This window comes from Candidatus Poribacteria bacterium, assembly GCA_026702755.1.
Classification (GTDB): domain Bacteria; phylum Poribacteria; class WGA-4E; order WGA-4E; family WGA-3G; genus WGA-3G.
Genome location: JAPPBX010000082.1, coordinates 120,004 through 138,848, shown reverse-complemented (window position 1 = coordinate 138,848; position 18,845 = coordinate 120,004). Strand labels below are relative to the sequence as shown.

14 protein-coding genes are annotated in these 18,845 nt (G+C 47.3%); 8 read left to right on the top strand and 6 right to left on the bottom strand.

Annotated features, from left to right (window positions below):
• Positions 1–14: 14 nt before the first annotated feature.
• Positions 15–1,370, bottom strand: a complete 1,356-nt coding sequence (locus OXH39_15750; GenBank protein ID MCY3551915.1) for a GNAT family N-acetyltransferase — start codon at positions 1,368–1,370, stop codon at positions 15–17.
• Positions 1,371–1,381: 11 nt separating this feature from the next.
• On the opposite strand from OXH39_15750, the gene OXH39_15745 reads away from it, so the two are divergent.
• Both OXH39_15745 and OXH39_15740 read left to right on the top strand, forming a co-directional pair.
• The gene (locus OXH39_15745; protein MCY3551914.1) at positions 1,382–3,952 is read left to right on the top strand and encodes a DNA internalization-related competence protein ComEC/Rec2; all 2,571 of its coding nucleotides are present in this window, start codon (positions 1,382–1,384) and stop codon (positions 3,950–3,952) included.
• Positions 3,953–4,126: 174 nt separating this feature from the next.
• Positions 4,127–4,582 carry a hypothetical protein gene (locus OXH39_15740; GenBank protein ID MCY3551913.1) on the top strand — a complete coding sequence of 152 codons (456 nt, stop codon included), beginning with the start codon at positions 4,127–4,129 and terminating at the stop codon, positions 4,580–4,582.
• A gap of 7 nt (positions 4,583–4,589) precedes the next feature.
• Here OXH39_15740 and OXH39_15735 read toward each other — a convergent pair whose 3' ends face one another.
• The gene (locus OXH39_15735) at positions 4,590–5,687 is read right to left on the bottom strand and encodes a zinc-binding dehydrogenase (protein MCY3551912.1); all 1,098 of its coding nucleotides are present in this window, start codon (positions 5,685–5,687) and stop codon (positions 4,590–4,592) included.
• Between the two features lie 208 nt (positions 5,688–5,895).
• Here OXH39_15735 and argB point away from each other — a divergent pair, with 208 nt between their 5' ends.
• Together argB and OXH39_15725 are read left to right on the top strand one after the other, a co-directional pair.
• The gene (gene argB, locus OXH39_15730) at positions 5,896–6,771 is read left to right on the top strand and encodes an acetylglutamate kinase (GenBank protein ID MCY3551911.1); all 876 of its coding nucleotides are present in this window, start codon (positions 5,896–5,898) and stop codon (positions 6,769–6,771) included.
• A 114-nt stretch (positions 6,772–6,885) separates the two neighbouring features.
• Positions 6,886–8,058, top strand: a complete 1,173-nt coding sequence (locus tag OXH39_15725; protein ID MCY3551910.1) for a hypothetical protein — start codon at positions 6,886–6,888, stop codon at positions 8,056–8,058.
• A 32-nt stretch (positions 8,059–8,090) separates the two neighbouring features.
• On the opposite strand, the gene OXH39_15720 is transcribed toward OXH39_15725, so the two are convergent.
• From OXH39_15720 to OXH39_15705, 4 genes are all read right to left on the bottom strand, one after another.
• Positions 8,091–8,498 carry a putative toxin-antitoxin system toxin component, PIN family gene (locus OXH39_15720; protein ID MCY3551909.1) on the bottom strand — a complete coding sequence of 136 codons (408 nt, stop codon included), beginning with the start codon at positions 8,496–8,498 and terminating at the stop codon, positions 8,091–8,093.
• Positions 8,486–8,743: a hypothetical protein gene (locus tag OXH39_15715; protein MCY3551908.1), complete on the bottom strand. Its 258-nt coding sequence runs from the start codon at positions 8,741–8,743 to the stop codon at positions 8,486–8,488. The genes OXH39_15720 and OXH39_15715 overlap by 13 nt, the downstream gene beginning before the upstream one ends.
• A gap of 59 nt (positions 8,744–8,802) precedes the next feature.
• On the bottom strand, positions 8,803–9,807 hold the full coding sequence (locus OXH39_15710; GenBank protein MCY3551907.1) for a Gfo/Idh/MocA family oxidoreductase: 1,005 nt from the start codon (positions 9,805–9,807) through the stop codon (positions 8,803–8,805).
• A gap of 139 nt (positions 9,808–9,946) precedes the next feature.
• Positions 9,947–10,765 (bottom strand): phytanoyl-CoA dioxygenase family protein, encoded by an 819-nt coding sequence (locus tag OXH39_15705; protein MCY3551906.1) that lies wholly within the window; start codon positions 10,763–10,765, stop codon positions 9,947–9,949.
• 291 nt (positions 10,766–11,056) lie between these two features.
• On the opposite strand from OXH39_15705, the gene OXH39_15700 reads away from it, so the two are divergent.
• From OXH39_15700 to OXH39_15685, 4 genes are all read left to right on the top strand, one after another.
• Complete coding sequence (locus tag OXH39_15700) at positions 11,057–12,445, top strand: TlpA disulfide reductase family protein (protein MCY3551905.1); 1,389 nt, start codon at positions 11,057–11,059, stop codon at positions 12,443–12,445.
• Between the two features lie 314 nt (positions 12,446–12,759).
• Positions 12,760–13,101, top strand: a complete 342-nt coding sequence (locus OXH39_15695) for an STAS domain-containing protein (protein ID MCY3551904.1) — start codon at positions 12,760–12,762, stop codon at positions 13,099–13,101.
• Positions 13,102–13,277: 176 nt separating this feature from the next.
• A complete protein-coding gene (locus OXH39_15690; protein MCY3551903.1) occupies positions 13,278–14,336 on the top strand; it encodes a hypothetical protein in 1,059 nt (352 codons plus the stop codon).
• A 1,313-nt stretch (positions 14,337–15,649) separates the two neighbouring features.
• Positions 15,650–18,727, top strand: coding sequence for a sigma-70 family RNA polymerase sigma factor (locus OXH39_15685; GenBank protein MCY3551902.1), 3,078 nt, complete (start codon positions 15,650–15,652; stop codon positions 18,725–18,727).
• The last annotated feature ends 118 nt before the right edge of the window (positions 18,728–18,845 follow it).

Sequence of the window (18,845 nt, the reverse complement as noted above, 5' to 3'; positions counted from 1 at the left end):
AACCGACAGCTAATTCAAAGATGCCAGACCTCGCTTGTGAATTCGGGGAATAGGCAATTGAGTAGCACAGCTGCGGTGCCACTTGCCCAACAATCAGCGTAACTTGCTGCCAATTCCTCTGTTCGGCACCGTCCGCACAGCAGCTGCAGGAAGGTTAAATCTGGAAATTGGGCATCTCCGTCCTCAATATCTTCGGGGGTCCAATCTGCTATTTCCGTTAGGCTGCCGCGATGGAATTTCAGATGGATTCCACTCCGAAAGAAGTTGAGTTTGAGTTCACCGGTGTAGTGCTCCGCGATAGTGCCGATGAGATGTTTTTCGAGAGCAGGTCGGATATGTCGCAAGAATGCTGTTAAATCTGGCACCCGAATATACCACGCGTATGGCGGCTCCTGACGGACAAAACCCTTAGGTAGCGTTTTATAAACCGGATGCTCACGTCCCAACATGAACTGAATGCCTACGACTTCCGGATTCTTGTTCTCAGGTGTCACCGGTGTCGTCTGTGCCTTTTTCCATAGTGCGCGTAATAGTGAAGGCATCAAGTGCAGATACCCAATCCCTGGCTTCAACTCCATTCGCATGACAAGGAAATTAGTGCCGGGGTTCCCTGACTCGCTAAAACCTTCAAAACACCACTGAAGATGTTGCACATACCCGAGTCGCTCTCCTTCCATATCTTCAATGAGTAGCCATTCATGCCGTGCGTCGCTCCCTGCTGAGCGTCCGTTGAACTCATATTCCCACAATGCAGGGCTTCGAGGGCACGCAAAGACCTGAGATTGGATCGCGTTCGCGTAAAGTTCTTGAATGAAGGTGTTATCCGCTTCGGTTCGCGGTCGGAGCCGACACGTTTCGGTCTCACTTTCTTTCAAAGACGGGATGTGTATCCCATCAATAACCTGTTCTGCTTCCATATCGAGTGCCATTTCATATCCGAACAGTCGGTAATACCACGGGATACCTGTGATGCCTTGCATCAATTCCCCGCGTGCTTCACTCAGGGCGTGAATCACTTCAAACTGTTTTCGGACGAAACCTCTTCTGCGGTATTCGGGTTCAGTGGCGACAAATTCGGGTTGTCCAAACTTGAAAGGGATGCCACTATACGTCCAAGTCTGTGAAATGAGGCACGCGGATGACACAATTTTCTGGGTCTTGGTATCTTCAACAACGGTGAAGTCGCTTGCCTTGCAGGTAGGATGATCTCCGGACATCAAGTCTCGAACACTTGTACTGATGTTCACAGCTTCGTGGAGGCGAGCATTGAATTCAGTGAGTACTTCTATATCGTCTGATGTAGCGAATCGAAGTTTTAGGTTGTCGCCGAGATTGATCGGCATCTGCGAGAGAATGTTATCTTTTGACATGGACGTTTCCTATGAAGTGGTATCTCTATGGATTATATCACAAAGTGGCGAAAAAAGGTGAATGTTTTGACAAATACTGGTATAATAGCAGGACATTGAGCAAAACCCCGCATAAAATTCGGATGAAAATCAAACCGCGTCCCGCGCTCTTCTTTCTTATCCCGTATCTATTGGGCATCATTGCAGGCAGATGGCTATCTGTTCCGTTTCTGTGGCTCTGGTTTTCTGTGATGCTCTGTCTCATCGGTAGCATCTTAACGAGGAATCGGCAGCGGTATTTCTGCTATGGATTACTCCATCTCGCAATCCTTGCGGGCGGGATGCTCCGATTGGAAGCTGTATCGCATTCGGCAATCCCCGCGCACTTCTATGATGAACCAATTAGTTTTTCAGGTACTACAGCGTATCAGCCTGAACGCGGAGAGGCATGGGATGCCTGTTATGCCGCCGGTGAACTTCAATTGTTGTCAGATCCGACGCAGCGAGTAAAGACGAAATTCCTGATCAGATTCCAGCAGTTGATGCCGCTCCGCTACGGTAAACATTTAACCCTCACAGGTATTCTGCGTCAACCGCAAGCCAAACGCAACCCCGGCGGATTTGATTACCGCGCTTACCTTGCTCGACAAAATATCGTTGGGATAATTGATGCCAAGGGACTTCTCCAGATAGGTGAACAGCGTGGATTTCCACCCTTGCGGTGGATAGAGGCACTCCGTATCCGCACAGAACGTGTGATTGATACTATCTATACAGGAACTAAAACAGAGACACCTCCCTCAGAACCTTCATTGCATGCGCAGCTCCTCAAAGGTATCTTACTGGGCAAACGGAGTGATGTCCCTACAGAGACGTTGGATCTCTTCCGAAACAGCGGAACCTTTCATGTACTCGCTGTTTCTGGTCTGCACGTTGGGCTGATCGCGATGTTCTGTTATTTCGGTTTCTCACGCTTTCGGTTTCCACAGAAGGTCGTTTGTCTGCTAACGATTCTCGCAGTGCTGGTTTACGCGTGCCTGATCGGTTTCCGTCCCTCCGTTTTTCGGGCATCGCTGATGACAATCCTATTTCTCTGTGCGATGCTCATTGACCGAGATGCGGATCTCTTCAATCTGTTAGCCTTTGCGGCGTTAGTGTTGCTCCTTTTAAACCCTCAGCAGTTATGGGATGTGGGGTTTCAGTTGTCATTCGCAGCGGTGGCTTCAATCGTCTATTTCGTTCCGAAAATGGAGAAACCTTTGCGTCGATGGTGGGAAGGATCAGAGGATTCACCTGCAGACAGCAGTGATCCTATCCTAACCAGATTCCGCAACACTGCGGTTAAATGGTTGATGCTTTCCTATCTCGTGACATTCGCAGCACAGATTGGGACGGGACCCTTGATAGCCTACCATTTCTTCCGGACATACCCGATCGGTATTATCGTGGGTCCATTTGCAGTTGGGCTTGTGTCGCTCATTGTTGCCGTGGGCATGGCATCGGTATGTGTTGGCTTTCTCTGGATTCCACTTGCCAAACTGCTTGGGTTCTTCAACCACACTATTATTTCCGTCTTTCTGTCACTCATCGGTGTATTTGGACAGACAGGGGGCGTAATGAAAATAACCCCACCGACGTTGGGTCTGTTCATCCTCTATATTGCCATCTGTTTAGGCATCACGTATTGGCGGGATGTCTATCGTCAATGGAGAATTGCAAGCCTGATAGGACTCTCAGTTATAGCAATCTGGGTCTGGGATGCTGCGTTCCACGAGAGAGGCAGGCTACTGGAAGTCGTAACGTTGGATGTCGGACAGGGCGACGCTGCTATCGTTAGGTTTCCAGACAATCGGGCGATGTTGATTGATGGTGGTATCCGACGGTCATATTACGACGAACGAAAACGGCGGCAGGTTGACTACGACGTGGGTAAACGGATTATTGAACCCTATCTTGACTTCCACGGTATTCGGACACTTGACATGGTTGTGCTGACACATCCAGACATTGACCACGGCGGTGGACTCGGATATATCTTACAGCATTTCAAAGTCGCCCGCGTCCTCGGAATATCGGATATACCACTCGCTTCTCAGACGCATCAACGCCTACACGAAATTGTCAACATGCGCAACATTCCGTATTCGTTTCCGTCCGCTGGAAAGATTGAACTTACGCCGACAGCCACGTTGAATCTATTGCATCCGATCAGTGCTGCGTCCACCAACTTACTCGATAGAGACGCCAACGACGATTCACTCGTGATGAAGATTACTTACGGTGAGATAGACATTCTGTTCACAGGAGACATTGGTAAGGAGGCAGAATCGCGACTCATTGCGTCTGGACAGGATCTTCATTCGGAAATCCTGAAGGTACCGCATCACGGGAGTCGAACATCAAGCAGTGCACCGTTTTTGGATGCCGTTCAACCGCGTTATGCGATCTTTTCACTCGGTCAAAGAAATCGGTATCAGTTTCCACATCCAGATGTGGTTGCACGGTATCAGATGCGTGGGTCTGTGTTATTACGAACCGACGAAGCGGGCGCAATTACACTTCGTACCGATGGAATAAGATGCTGGATTGACGGAGAACTGTAGGAGGGAACTCCGATTCCCGACTCTTAAAGCCCCCTGATAAGTGGAGGTTTCCATCCAATCCTACCCATTATAGGGTATAGACACTGGCAGCTGACTGGGATCCACTGACATAACAAATGCTCTTTTTTGGTAATTGTGCTATACTATCTCAAAACGACTTTCGCAGGGGGTAACATGAAATATCGTATATTTTTCGTCGTTGGCATTGCTGTCTTGATGTTCATGAGTTGTGCAGGAACAACAATACCCGTCCACACAGAGGATGATGTTCAACACCTTGAAGAGGCTAAGGAACTTTTCAAAAACCAGTTTGAAGATGATATGCATCCGATAATTCAGGACTATCTGTTTGAAGTTCTGCCCGAGCCTGACTCTTTTCGCTTGGATCGTTTTGAATACACCATCGCGAATTATCCTACGATGGTTCTAAATAAAAAACGCACCCTCATGCCGGGTAAATCTACCAAAGTGCTTTACAAACAGGTTTTAATTCCAGCGTACCTTATTAATATGCATTTTAGAGCAAGAATACCTGACATCGGTACGCGGCCACAAGAAATGCGTTTTTACCTCTTAACGGACAAACAATTAATCCTGCCAAATAATCTCGCTGTTCCGTTAATTGAGTAATTTTCTTCTATCCCTCTAAAGACGGCGCGATAGCGATGCGGAGTGCTTCCTGACGCATCGCGCGCTCAAAAGCAGTGTTGATATCCGCCAATTGATATGTTTCCTCGATGAGTTCTGCAAACGGATAGCGCGTCCGACTTTCCTCGACAAAGCGGAGTGCGGTGCCGAGCGCAGAAGGATGATAGTTATGAATACCTCGGAGTGTCACACACTTCGTGACGATCTGATGGGCATCCACAGAGATATCAGCGTTTGGGTAAACATAGCCGAGTGTTACACATCTTCCACCGATTGCTAACCAGGTAATTAGGTTCGGAATTCCAATTGTCGCGCCACTGACCTCGACACCGAGATCAGCACCCCGCCCATCTGTTAGTTCTTTGAGTGCCGCATCAATCTCTTCAACAGATGTCTTATCCGGATTAAAAGTATGTGTCGCACCGAAGCTTTTAGCGGTCTGCAAACGATTCTCGTTGATATCCACAACGGCGACGTTCTCGTATGCCTTTTCTCGCAGATAGCATGCTGCATAGATGCCCAACATGCCAGCACCATGAATGACAGCGGTCTCACCGACATGTGTGCCGATGTTTGTCAAGCCGTTTACCACAGTCGAAAGGGCGCAGTTGATGGGGACAGCTTCCTCATCCATCATAGCATCAGGAAGGTGGTAGATGGCTGTTCCGGGACGGAGAAGGATATGTGTGGCGAAACCACCTGAGAAAGCGGTGGCACCTTCACTCCGGGCATGTCCGTATTTGAACATCGTTTCGCATTTCTGCGGGAGGTTCCGATTCACACAGTAGTCACATGTACCACAGGCAGTCGTGAGACCCCACGTAATCCGGTCGCCTTCGCGTAGTGCTTCCCCGGTTGCGGAACGAAGCGGTGTGGGTGCTGCAATAGTACCGACAATTTCGTGTCCGAGTATACATGGCGTTTCCGCACCGCGGCGTCCCGATACGGTATGAAGGTCGGAACCACAAATGGTTGAGAGTGAGACGCGAACAAGAACATCGTTTGAAGTGGCGACCACAGGCATCTCGCAAACCTCAAAAGGAGTGTCCACGCCGTGGAATCGGGTTATCTGTGCTGATATTTGCATTATGCTACTATTCCTTTTATGGCTATCGGTCAGAGACCCTCCTTCTGGGTAGGAGCGATCTCCGTATCGCGACACTGACAGCCGACAGCCAATAGCCATTCTTGCCGACAGCCAACTACTTTTAATTTGACAAACCCACAGGCTTCACGTATCATATATTATTATACTCCACTTTCAAAGAAAAAAATAGAGGGCAAAACGAACAGATATGAACAGAACTGCCGAAGTTCTTATTGAGGCTTTACCTTATATCCGCCGTTTTTATGACCGCCGCATTGTTATCAAATATGGCGGTGCCGCAATGGAGGACGAGACACTTATCCACTCCGTCATGGAAGACATCGTTTTGATGAAATATGTCGGTATCCGACCCATTATCGTTCACGGCGGCGGACCCCGAATCACCGAATGGATGGACAAGGTCGGGAAAGTCCCGGAATTTGTACAGGGGCTGCGTGTAACCGACGCAGAAACAGTTGAAATCGCTGAGATGGTGCTCGGATCAATCAACAAAGAAATTGTGGCGCGTATCAACCAACACGGTGGAAAAGCGATTGGACTTTCTGGAAAGGACGCGAACCTAATTCTCGCGGAGAAACAGGAAACACAGGTTACCGATGAAGACGGACATCAAATCGATATTGACTTGGGATACGTTGGGAAAATTATCGGCGTTAACACCGAGTCGATCACTACACTTGACAACGCCGATTATATCCCTGTTATCGCACCAATTGGTGTTGGTGTTGATGGACAAACTTATAACATTAACGCCGATACGATGGCTGGTGAGATCGCATCCGCATTCCAAGCAGAGAAATTAATTCTGCTGACCGATACGCGTGGCATTCTCCGGGACCTCTCGGATACCGCGTCGCTGATGTCAACGATCCATATAAGAAAAGTGGATCAGCTAATCGACGAAGGTTTCATCGCAGGCGGCATGCTCCCTAAAGTGGATGCCTGCACAACGGCACTCATGGGCGGCGTTTACAAAACGCATATTATTGATGGAAGAATTCCACACTCTCTATTGCTTGAAATCTTCACAGAGGGTGGAATCGGCACCGAAATCGTTAGATAACCTGAGTTACTACCTAATAGATTTTGGACGTTTATATGTCTATAGAAAACCCGTAGGGGTAGGTCTTGTGCCTACCCTGCCTCCTTGGGTTAGATAGGTAAACAGGAGAATCAGATGGCGACACCGAAAAAAATTGCTGCAATCATTACGACCTATTTCCAGCACTCGCATGCGGATGTAATCGCTACGAAATACATGAAGGGTTTCCCAACAGATACGGGACATCAGATGCCTCGTGTCGAGTTAGTGTCTATCTATCTGGATCAGGTAGATGATCGGGACATCGGCGTTGGTTTGGCGGCGGAACACAACGTTCCTATCTACCCGAGTATCCGACAGGCGTTGACTCTCGGTGGGAATGAACTGGCTGTCGATGGTGTGATATTAATTGGTGAGCACGGTGACTATCCCTATAACGAGTTTGAACAGCACATGTATCCGCGCCGCTATATGTTTGAGCAGATTTGCGGTGTCTTTGCGTCAAGCAGTAGGTCGGTGCCAGTTTTCTGCGATAAACACCTCTCCTACAATTGGGCAGATGCACTTTGGATGTATGAGCGAGCGAAAGCACTTGATGTGCCGTTCATGGCGGGTTCTTCGCTACCGCTCGGTTGGCGGAAACCGTTTTTAGAACATCCGCTTGATACTGAGTTGGATTCGGCTGTCGGCATTGGCTATGGTGGTGTGGAGTCCTATGGGTTCCATGCGCTTGAGACGTTGCAATGTATGATTGAACGTCGGCAAGGCGGCGAGTCGGGGATCGTGGCAATTCAGTGTCTGGAAGGAGAATCGGTCTGGGAGGCAGGTGCGTCTGGAAGATGGTCTACGGAATTAGCCGAGGTCGCGTGTGCTCAGATTGAAAATCGTCCAGATAGCACGTTCACGGAAAGGTGTCCGAATCCAGCGGCGTTTCTGTTGGAACATAGCGATGGGTTTCACTCTGCAGTGTTGATGTTGAACGGTTACATCTCTGATTTCGCGTATGCAGCAAAATCGGAGGATACGCAGTATGCCACAGAGGTGTACTTACAGAACGGACCCCCGCACGCTCATTTTAGTTATTTGAGTCTCAATATTGAAGAGATGTTCGTGACGAATGAACCGCAGTATCCGGTAGAACGGACGCTGCTCGTGACGGGTGTTCTTGATGCGCTCATGCACTCGCGAGCGGAAGGACACGTCCGAATTGAGACACCACATTTGGCAGGACTCGCGTATCGTTCCTACCAGAAGATGCCTATCCGACCGACAGCACCACGTCCCGAAGGCGCGACGTTAGAAGTATAACTATAAGAGATGTCTCCGCAATTCGGACAGTGTTATCCAAACTGTCGAAGAAAATCAGCCGCTGCTACAATATGAATGCCCTGATAGTTCTGCAGTGGTAACAAGTGTCTCTTGTCACCGGTAACAATGTGAGTAGCACCACCGACAACAGCACATTCTATTACTTTATCATCATCAGGATCTCTGGTGATACCTTCAAGTTTATTTTTAATTTTGACCATTCGGAGGAAACCAAGGAGTCTGGTAACGATTCTTGAGGTTCGGAACTCGGAATATTCAAGTTTGGTGGTTAACTTTTCGGCAAATTCATCAATTATTTCAGCACAGGTTACGCCTTCAATTCTATCTGTCATTGCGAGTTTGATACAATCATAAGGAGTTCCACCCCACACCATGCCGGATATCAAGATATTTGTGTCGTAAACGACTATTGGTTGCATTCCCTGTCCTCATGAACGAGATCGTCAATAAAATCTATTCGTTCATCTTCAGTCATCGCGTTCCAATCTAATCCTCGCGCTGCGCATATTTTACGTACCTTTGCTTCGCCATACTTTATCTGTTCGGCATGTTCAGCGTGTGCCTGTTCTGCAAGCGTGGTGAGTACCGCAATTTTCTCTTCAGGTGGAATCTGCTGGATAAAATCAATGATCTGTTCTGTTGTTAAATTAACAGTAAACTCCATTTTAATTCCTCCTTTTAATTGAATGTGGTGAGCGCGGCTGAAAAACCGCGCTTGTAGTTTTAGCGTTCTGGACGTGCCGGGACACCTGTCTCCGCGGATTCGTAGATGAGATCCATCAATTCGGATTGAATAATCCCGTTCATTGGACTTGTCCGCGGTTCCGCTCTGCCTAAAAGCGTATCAATGAAGTTGTCATCAGGGCTACCGGCGGACATATCGTCTGAAATCGGAGGTGGGTCTAACGCTTCTCCACCTTTCCAGACGCGAATCCAACCACCACCCCAGCCGTCTACCTCAATTCTGCCGTTCTCAAAGACTAACGCCATGTGTGTACCACCCGGGCTTGGGCAATTGCCACTTACTGCCATTGCAGCGAGCACACCGTTTTCAAACTTAACGTTAATCGAGGAATTGATGTCGACATCCCGGTCCTGGTTATCCGTATAGGCATAGACTTCAGCGACTTTCGACTCGACTGCCCAGCAGAGACTGTTCAAGAGGTGCGCGCCACTATCGTACGCTTGTCCACCACCGGAGAGTTTCGGATTTTGTCGCCATGTTCCCGTTGTACCACCTTTCCAGCCTTGCGTAATATAACCGATCACTAATTCCAGCTTGCCGAATTCCCCACTGCGGATGATTTCTCTGGTATAATAGAAGTTGGGCGTGCAAGGCGTATTGTAGCCGATCGTAAGGGTCAGCCCAGTCTCTTCAACCTTCTCTGCTATGGTATACGCATCTTTGGAAGACGTGACCATCGGTTTCTCCATCAGAACATGGCAACCTGCTTCGAGTGCTTGCATGCCCTGTTCAAAATGGAGTGTGTGCGGTGTAGAGATCACCACAGCATCCGGTGAGGTTTCTTTCAGCATCGCACCGATGTCATCATACGCACCCGGGCGTGGACTGAGGTCAGACAGGTTCCGATCAATATAACCGCTGGCGATGTCAGTATTCACATCACACGTTCCGACGATTTGCACGTCGGGATTTTCATTCATGCGTCTGGCGTGACCTGAGGAGTTTCCGCCACACCCAATCATGGCAAGTCGAATTTTCGCCATATTTTTCTCCTTGTTTAGTAGTTGTCAGCAGTCAGGGCGGATTTTTTCAAAATCCTTTCAGCGATCAGTAGAAGAGGTTGTCGATTAACGAGGAACGCTTTACTGATTGCCGATTGCTGATTGCTGGCTGCTCCGAAACCTAAACGATTGGGCTTTCAAACGTAGATTTCGATAAATCATCGACGCTGATTGCACCATCGCCGAAAACTCGCGTAAAGTTATGCCCATGATGCGACTGCGTCTCGCCATGCATATAGCAGACACTGAACGCACGCCGTGGAATATCCGTGTCGTTCGTACCGGAACTGTGCAGCATCCAATTATGGAGGAGTACCACTTCTCCTGCTTTCAATTCCATCGGTAGCGGTGTAGCCTTCGCGACGATGTCATCAATGTGTTCCTGCGTTAGAAAACCAGAGCCGTTTTCAGGGTTGATGAGCCTACTATGGGACTTCGGAATGATATGTACACAGCCGTTCTCAATCATTGCTGGATCCAAAGCCGTATAAATCGTAATCTGTGGGTCGCGGTCGAGATCCCTCCACCTGTCTTGATGCCACGTGAGCTGAGTGCCTTCATGCGCAGGTTTATTCATAAACATTGCCCGGAAGCAGGCGACGGGAGTCCCATCTCCGTAGATTTTCGTGCAGACCTCTTCAAAAATCGGTTTCTGGAGATACTCTAAAAAAATCGGATCGAGTTCGAGGTTCTGGATTTTCCGGTACAACAACGTTGCCCCTTTATGCCCTTTAGATTGCGGTCCAGGCGAGTTTTTGCCGGGTTCCCGGTCAAGTTGCATCATGATTTGGTCATAATCCAACGGGGCTTTGCCGAGCATGATGTCATCCATCTGCTGCTGCAGTTTTTCGAGTTCGGTATCCGTTGCGACTTGTCCAATGCGCACGTAGCCGTTTTCCGAAAAATGTTCCCACTGTTCATCTGTTATATGGTGTTCCATGCTATGCCTCCCAATTGAGCATGTCGTGGTTCCAACTTTTGTATAGCAAGTTTTGACCTATGCCAAAAGTGTGTATACAAATTATAACACATATTTCAAGAAGTATAAAAGAAAATTGCAATTATACCCTCTATTTTTACGACAAACTTCTGATCTCAATCCTATTTTTGAAAATAATGCAACCTTTTGACCGCTGAAATGTGTCACTTATAAATTAAGTCAACGGATTCAAAATTTTAGCAAATTACCGCTTGCGAATTTAACGTAGGCTCTATTTTAAAGGAGAAAAAAATGCGTTTTGTAATGATCAACCTATTCCTGGTCTGTATGTTCCTATTCGGCATCGGTTATCTCGCTTTCAGCGATACTGGAACTGACGCTGAATCACACGGTCACGATGAAAACGGTGCATCTTGGGAGGCACATTTTGAAACATTTTATAAACTCCTCAAGACAGATCCTGAAGCCGCACGCGTCGAACTTGATCGCGTTGCTAAGGAACTGTTCAACAAACACTCACTTACCGAAGAGTGGGTAGAACACTGCTACCAAGTCTTTCACCGAATCAGTCTAGACGAAACGGGACAAGATAAAATCGAGAACCCATGGGAAATAATTCCGGATCTTATACGTGTATATGAACTCGGACTCGAAATGCTAACTGCTGTGGACCCAGAAAAGTATGCCAAGGAGATACAACACCACCGAGATGCGCTTGAACATTATACGGGATTTGCTGAACACATCGAAGCTGCTGGTGCTAAACCGCTGGTGGCTGACGGGACAACTTCCGACGCACAAGAGAGCACTTCTGGATCTGAAGCGGAATTGTCTGACGCTGAGAAGGAAGCACAAATTCTCAGTCAGCACATGGAGAAATTTTACGAGCTGCTCGCCACCGATCCAGACGCTGCACGCAAGGAGCTTGAAACTGGTGCCGCAATAGCCTACAAGGGTCATCCCCTTGCAAAAGAATGGGTAGAACTTTTCTTTCGTATGGGGAGTGAAGGGGGAGCAACGGTTTCGGATATCACCCATTTTATGGAAATGATGAAACAGATGCGAACCGATATGGATCCGGAAAAGTATGCTGATGAAATTAAGGAGATAACGGATAATTTAGAGCAATTGAAGTTGGTTGCAAAAATGTACGAACGCGATGGAAAGGGTGACACCAAAATCCCGTTTAGCATGAAATCAGCGGATAAGAAAAGTGAAAAGCAGGATACTTCAAATGCTCCGAGGGTCTCCCATAGCGAAAAAATCGGCAAACCCGCAATGGGTTTCCAAGCGGTAGACCTAAAGGGTCAAGAACTCTCGCTGAAGAAATTCCGCGGACAGGTTGTGCTACTTGATTTCTGGGCAACATGGTGCGTTCCTTGTAAGGCAGAAATGCCACATCTCAAAAAGGTTTACGATAAATACAAAGACCAGAAATTTGAGATTATCGGTATCAGCTTAGATCAGGGACAGGCAGTCCTTGATTCGTATATTGAAGAGCAGGATATTACCTGGCCCCAGTTTTTGGATAACGGCACTGTCGCCAAGATGTATAACGTTATAGGGATTCCAGCTACCTTCCTGATTGATGGAGATGGAATCGTTCGCAAGGTTCAACTCCGTGGAAACGCACTTGAGACAGCTGTTGCCGAGTTAGTGAAGAAAAATTTAGCGAAATAGGCTGAGTAACTGTCATACAGAACATAGGGAAACTGGAGTCTTGTACTTCGGTTTCCCTATAAATTTGATCTGAAAAAATTCCTGGACCCAAAGACCTGCAGCAGTCGATTCTCTATCAGTTCTAAAAAATAAGTCTGGATTCACAGATTCTTCTCACCTTTTTTCGACCAACCAGAGATTAATTCCCACCTTTTTGAAAATAATGCAACCTTTTGAAATCTAAGTTACGTCACTCTAATCAATGGATGTTAAATTTCAACTAAATTGTTCCTTGTAAATCAAACGAAACTTTCACTTTAAAAAAGGAGTAAATCATGACGACTAAAATTCGCCAGCAAAATGGGATCACGATTTTGGAACCGAACGGAAAAATAATCGGACCCTCAACATCAGAATTATGGGAAGCAATCTCGTCGCAGATAGAGACTTCTGAGACACCCCGTATCCTCATCAATTTGGAGCACGTCAAGCGGGTTGACAGTACAGGACTTGGTGTGCTCATGGGAGCACGTGCCGCTGTCGCACGAAAGAAAGGTCGCGTCGGTGTCATCAATATCAGCAAACAGATCAATAATCTGATTGTTATGAGCCGACTCGTGAGTCTCTTTGAACGTTTTGACAGCGAGACTGCTGCAGTTTCAGGGCTATCCGATTAAAACCCAAATTTGACTTGAATTTAATAAATCTGAACTTACGCAGTCCTCTTTGCTGGCGAGGTTTAAAACCTCGCCAGCAGTGGGCGGACCTTAAGATTTAACAGAAACTCGCGTAAATCCTAACGCACCTTAACCTTGACTCTTAGTGCAGCTATTTTTGAAATGAGAGGTTCCTAATGAAAACGCATCGCTTGACTTTTCTGTTTTCGGTAATAATTCTTCTATTGGGGATTTGCCCAAATCTGCTCTGCTGGGCAGAAGGTGTGATTGTTTACACCTATCGTAGTACCACCTACATGATACGTCCCAATGATACAGTCCCTACACCTACGCGCATTGCGGAAGAGGGTATTTCGACACCTTCGCCGGATGGTCGCTTTTTGGCAGCGGTAGACAGCGACCCTGACCGCCGTAATGTTCTTCATATCCGAGACCTTCGCACGGGTAAGAAAATTCGTTCCATCATATTACAAGTCCATTCCTACGTGGATATTTCTTGGTCTCCGGATGGACGTTGGATTGTGTATGCTGGCAGTCAGCAAAAGATAAGAGGCGGACGCGATGTGGACACAGAAATCTTTCTAATTTCGCCGGATGGACGACGGAAACGAAAGTTACCACACCCCATTGGTAAGAATCCAATAGGTTTTGTCTGGGCACCAGATGCGCAATCGGTGTTCTACAATCTCGCTTCAATGGACAAGCCTCAGGAGATCTGGGCGTCGAATGTCAGTGGACGAGAGAAACCTAAGAAACACTCGCTATTCCCTGAACGTGCGGGTTTCGTAAGCCGTTACCCGTTCTATAGTTTCTCCCCGGACGGTAGAAAGATTGCCTACACACCGGTTCATGAAGGTGTATTTGTTGCGGATGTTGATGGGAGGAATCACCAACCAGTGGTCACTCACCTTCATGAAGGTATATTTGTTGTGAATGCTAATGGGATAAACCTGCTGGAAGTAGCCAATCGCGGCTTGCGGCAGTTCTTTCAAGTAGATTGGTCTCCGAATGGCGACTATCTTGTCTTTTCTGCGGATATAGGTTTTGGTAATAATGGTCTCTACATCTATTCGCTTGCGTCGCAGCAAGTTCGGCGTTTAGTTATTTTGCCGGATAGTCTGCCTATTTCGCCACGTTGGGTTGGTGGTGATTCACTGCCAGTGCAACCGTTAGATAAGAGGGCTGTGACGTGGGGAGCCATCAAGGCTTCAAAGAACTTAGGACTTACGCAGTAATTTAAAAAATGTTAAATAGGGGTGGTTTTACCACCCCTATTTTATTTTAACCATACATGGGTTCCATAAATATGCTATAAACATTGCATTCTTACAGGACTGAAGAAGGGGATTAGGGAATACGCAGTTTCTACTTAAGATCCAGTACGGTTGCAAATTGCACCATAAGTGTCAATTTTAGAAAAAACAACTGCTTGAGCACCAGGTCCGGTAGGTTCGGTTTCCCAACTGCGCCATAGGTGTCAATTTAAGGACTTTTCGAGGATTTTGCAACAGTCTCTCTCCAAATGCCGCCCCTACGGGGCTTAGGTCTGTGAGGTCGCGTTTTTCTACACAGATACCATCCCTACGGGATTCAAGAGGTTTTTGTGTAAAACTCGGTTCGGTTAGGAAACCGAACCTACCAGATTGGGACTGCGACGGTTGTTTTTTCTAAAATTGACACTTATGGTGCTGTTTCCAACTGCGCCGGATTTTAGCCATAAACTTTGACACGCCAGAACCCCTCTTTAGTCCCGTAGGGACGACATCTGTGTAGCAGCGTTAAAACCAAAAAACCCAAGCCCCGTAGGGGCGGCATTTGTAGGGACATTCCTATAAAATACAACGAAATATCCCTAAATTGACACCTATGGTGCGGTTGCAACCAGAGACCGAGTGAAACCCAACGCTTTTGTTGTCAAGTGCCACGACTCTGAGAGTATGAAGTTGGGTTTCACTATGTTCTTGAGTGTATAGGGCAGCCTCTTGGATTTGGGGGTGTTTGGAACACCAACATCCGCCCTTTCAATGCCGTTCAACCCAACCTACATGATAATCTGATTGCTGACGGCTTTTAAAATAATGCAACCTTTTGAAATCTAAGTTACGTCACTACAATCAATGGATGTAATGATTACGGAGAAATGTTTACACAAGCGGTTGATTCTCCAACTTTTTTAAAATAATGCAACCTTTTGAAACCTAAGTTACGTCACTACAATCAATGGATGTTAAATTTCAGGTAAATTGTTGATCACAAACGGAACCGAACTTTCACTTTAAAGGAGAAAACCATGCGCTTTCTAATGATTAATCTATTCCTGGTCTTTTTATTATTCTTCGGCATTGGTTATCTTGCTTTCGGCAGCGTTGAAATAGGAACGAATTCTGAACTGCCAGCGCATCGTGTAGACAATACACCTTGGGAAGCGTCTTTTGAAACGTTCCCTTCAGAGATCAATTTTTTGCCTTTTCAGAAATAATGCAACCTTTTGAAATCTAAGTTACGTCACTTCAATCAACAGACGTGATAATTCAGCAGGAGGCGTGCAATGCAACAGAGCGATGCGCAACTCATTCAGCAAGTATTACAAGGGAACCAGGAAGCATTCAGTCCCTTGGTCAAGAAATATCAAAAAGGGGTTCACGCGTTGGCGTGGCGGAAAATCGGTGATTTTCACATCGCACAAGAACTTACGCAAGACGCGTTTCTCAAGGCGTACCGACAACTACGTACCTTGAAGGACCCTAACGCGTTTAGCGGATGGCTTTACGTTATCGTCGCCCGCGAGTGCCTTGATTGGCTCCGAAAAAACCGCATACCCATGGAATCCTTAGATACTGCCGATTCAAACGAGGTGGACAAAGTGTCGTATTCTCAATATGTAGCAGAAAAACAGGAAGCCGAAGCCGACGAAACGCGCCGCGAGGTTGTCAAGGAGCTTCTCAAAAAATTACCGGAAAGTGAACGGACGGTGATGACGCTCCACTACCTCGGCGAAATGACAATCAAAGCCATCAGTGAGTTTCTGGGTGTCTCCCAGAATACCGTCAAGAGCCGCCTCAGCCGCGCACGTAACCGCTTGCGGAAAGAGGACGACGTAATTCAGCAGAATCTCGGCAGCTTCCAACTCCCTGATAGCTTAGCGGATAACATTATGCAGGAAGTCTCACGTATAGCACCCGTTCCACCTGCTGTGAGTAAACCGGTCGCGCCGTTAGCAATCTCTGCTGCCTCCGCTGTCTTGATTTTCTTAATGATGGGTGTTGGCACGCAGTACCTCTCCCGTTTTCAAAAACCCTACAATCTGAGTGCCACCTCTGAACCAACGGTTGAGCTTATTGAGGCGGTTTTTGTTGTGGACTCTCCAGCAAAGCCCGCAGTTCGGAGTCAGGCAGGAAGCTCAGCTATCCCTGGTAAGAGTCCCGGCGCGGGTCAGAAACCCGACGAATCGCTTTTTGCCACCCTGCCAGTCGATATGAGAGAAGTCTCAACGCCGAAGCCGCAGTGGACCCAAACTAAGGGTCCCGAAGGAGGAGTCGTCAACGACCTCTTCATGGCATCTAACGGCGACGTTTATGCCAAAGCAGGCGCGGATCTCTATAGACTAACAGACGATAGAAGCGCGTGGATATCTGCTAATACGAACATGTCTATTAATGGATCGTGGCAAATGATGGAACATGAGGATACCCTTTATGTCGTTTCCGATACCGAAGTCCTTGCTTCCGCAGATAGAGGTAGCACATGGAATTCATTGGGAACACGTCCAGAAGGGCAATTGATTGGCACTATTATAACGGATGAGACCCTTGGAGCGCAAGCCAACATTACAATGTACTTGGGACTTGTTGATGGTGTATTCCGCTCTGTAGATGCCGGTAAATCGTGGACATCTCTTACCGACGAAAACCTAACCGATAGGAAAATTCGGGCAATCACCGCTATAGAAAACACTGTCTTTGTCGGGACGGATAATGGGCTTTATCGCCACAGTTCGGAAGGCTGGGAGCAATTACCCGTAGGTGAAGTCGAGAATATCCTTGCATTGGCAAGTGCTGAGCACCGACTCTATGTTGCCGTTGGAGAGGAGATTGAAAATAAGAAGCTTTCGATCTCCGTGTTAATGTCGGAATCTAATACCGATCTGTCGCTTTACCGTTCAACAGACCTCGGAGATTCGTGGCAAGCGATAGATTTCCCCAAAAAAACAGCTTCCGATTCCGAGGAAAACGCTGGATTTACTTTTGCCACTGGTGCTGGCACTCGACCAGTGGATGACAACTCAGAAATGGAAAAGACTGCCAGCGTCAAAATGGTGGCAGCACAAGAAAGACTTTTAGTCGTAGATGGCGTTGAGAGTTATTACTCAAGTGATGCAGGGGAAACATGGATATCTTTAGGTTTAGGTGACGCAGCTATAGGAAGTCCTGCCACCCGTGTCTTAGCGGCAGCTACAGGAGGTGATTCCACCGCTGTCATATCGGATGCGAACACATTTTACAAAAGTAGTAGTCCATTGGGGATTCAACGCACGACCGATGGAGGCAAAACATGGCATCCGTTTAACACAGGATTGGTGAGGGCCGGCGTAGACAAGTTGGTCTATGCCAATAATATGCTTTACGCAAAAACATGGGGAAAACTTGTTGGCTCGTTTGATGATGGTGAATCGTGGACCCCTGTTTTAGGTGGTCCTGAAATTCTCACGAGTATGATGAAATTTAACGATGTGCCCTATGTCAAAGGTGTCAACGGGGGATCGCCTCAACTTTACCGCGTATCTGCTGAGGATAATGGGTTAGTGCCTGTCCCCGGAATGCCAATTTTAGGGGCGATAGACCTTGAAGAACTGATCTTTGAAACATTCAAAAACGCCCTTTGGGAACCCGGACAAGATGAACTTCAGGAAAACATTGAAGAAGGTAAGAGATTAAAACCTGAAGATTTCGATATGGATATGCTCAGCACAGTTGCTAATGAGACTGTAGAGGAAGGTCTCGTTAAACTCTTTCGGGCATACTTGGGGAGTTTCGCTGTCAGCGGTAGTACTTACTATATGGAATATGACCAGCAACTCCTCAGGTGGAAGGCCGGTATGACTGAATGGTTCAATACTGGCTTAGCGGATGCAGGTGAGTCTATTCATTCTATCGCTGACATTCAAGATCAGGGTTCCCTTGATTTCAAAATCGCAGTTTCAGGTAAAAATGTTTACGTTGGCAAACGGGATGGACACCTCCTTCAATCGTTTGATGAAGGCGACACGTGGAACGATGTCACGACAGACCTCCCATTTTCTGTTACCCACTTCAAGGTTATCGTCTTCGCCGGACCAACGCTTTACGCGGCAACCGATAAAGGTGTGACGTATTCAAGCGATGGGACTCACTGGCACATGGCAACCGATGCGGAAGGCACACCGCTTGTGATAGAAAAAATGGCAGTGGATGGCACAACGGTCTACGGCGCAACTCAGCAACAGATATATCAATTGAAAGAGAATTCAAGCAGATGGGAACAGGTCACACCGGAAGTTCCGAGCGAGATTAGCTCGCTTGCTATTGATGGTAACACACTCTATGTTGGAACTACGGATCGCGGTGTGCTACGTTTCACGCTGAATTAGTCACCAGCCATCGGCTATCGGTTTTCAGAAAAGAGGTGCTTGTGGGAATAGCAAATTGGATAACCAGCACAAGGCAACTGCTGACTACTGATAGCCGACAGCCAATAACCTATAAAAA

Bases quoted from the DNA above. Each gene is read 5' to 3' on its own strand.
- OXH39_15750 (MCY3551915.1), bottom strand. From the start codon at position 1,370: ATGTCAAAAGATAACATTCTCTCGCAGATGCCGATCAATCTCGGCGAC.
- OXH39_15745 (MCY3551914.1), top strand. From the start codon at position 1,382: ATGAAGTGGTATCTCTATGGATTATATCACAAAGTGGCGAAAAAAGGT.
- OXH39_15740 (MCY3551913.1), top strand. From the start codon at position 4,127: ATGAAATATCGTATATTTTTCGTCGTTGGCATTGCTGTCTTGATGTTC.
- OXH39_15735 (MCY3551912.1), bottom strand. From the start codon at position 5,687: ATGCAAATATCAGCACAGATAACCCGATTCCACGGCGTGGACACTCCT.
- argB (MCY3551911.1), top strand. From the start codon at position 5,896: ATGAACAGAACTGCCGAAGTTCTTATTGAGGCTTTACCTTATATCCGC.
- OXH39_15725 (MCY3551910.1), top strand. From the start codon at position 6,886: ATGGCGACACCGAAAAAAATTGCTGCAATCATTACGACCTATTTCCAG.
- OXH39_15720 (MCY3551909.1), bottom strand. From the start codon at position 8,498: ATGCAACCAATAGTCGTTTACGACACAAATATCTTGATATCCGGCATG.
- OXH39_15715 (MCY3551908.1), bottom strand. From the start codon at position 8,743: ATGGAGTTTACTGTTAATTTAACAACAGAACAGATCATTGATTTTATC.
- OXH39_15710 (MCY3551907.1), bottom strand. From the start codon at position 9,807: ATGGCGAAAATTCGACTTGCCATGATTGGGTGTGGCGGAAACTCCTCA.
- OXH39_15705 (MCY3551906.1), bottom strand. From the start codon at position 10,765: ATGGAACACCATATAACAGATGAACAGTGGGAACATTTTTCGGAAAAC.
- OXH39_15700 (MCY3551905.1), top strand. From the start codon at position 11,057: ATGCGTTTTGTAATGATCAACCTATTCCTGGTCTGTATGTTCCTATTC.
- OXH39_15695 (MCY3551904.1), top strand. From the start codon at position 12,760: ATGACGACTAAAATTCGCCAGCAAAATGGGATCACGATTTTGGAACCG.
- OXH39_15690 (MCY3551903.1), top strand. From the start codon at position 13,278: ATGAAAACGCATCGCTTGACTTTTCTGTTTTCGGTAATAATTCTTCTA.
- OXH39_15685 (MCY3551902.1), top strand. From the start codon at position 15,650: ATGCAACAGAGCGATGCGCAACTCATTCAGCAAGTATTACAAGGGAAC.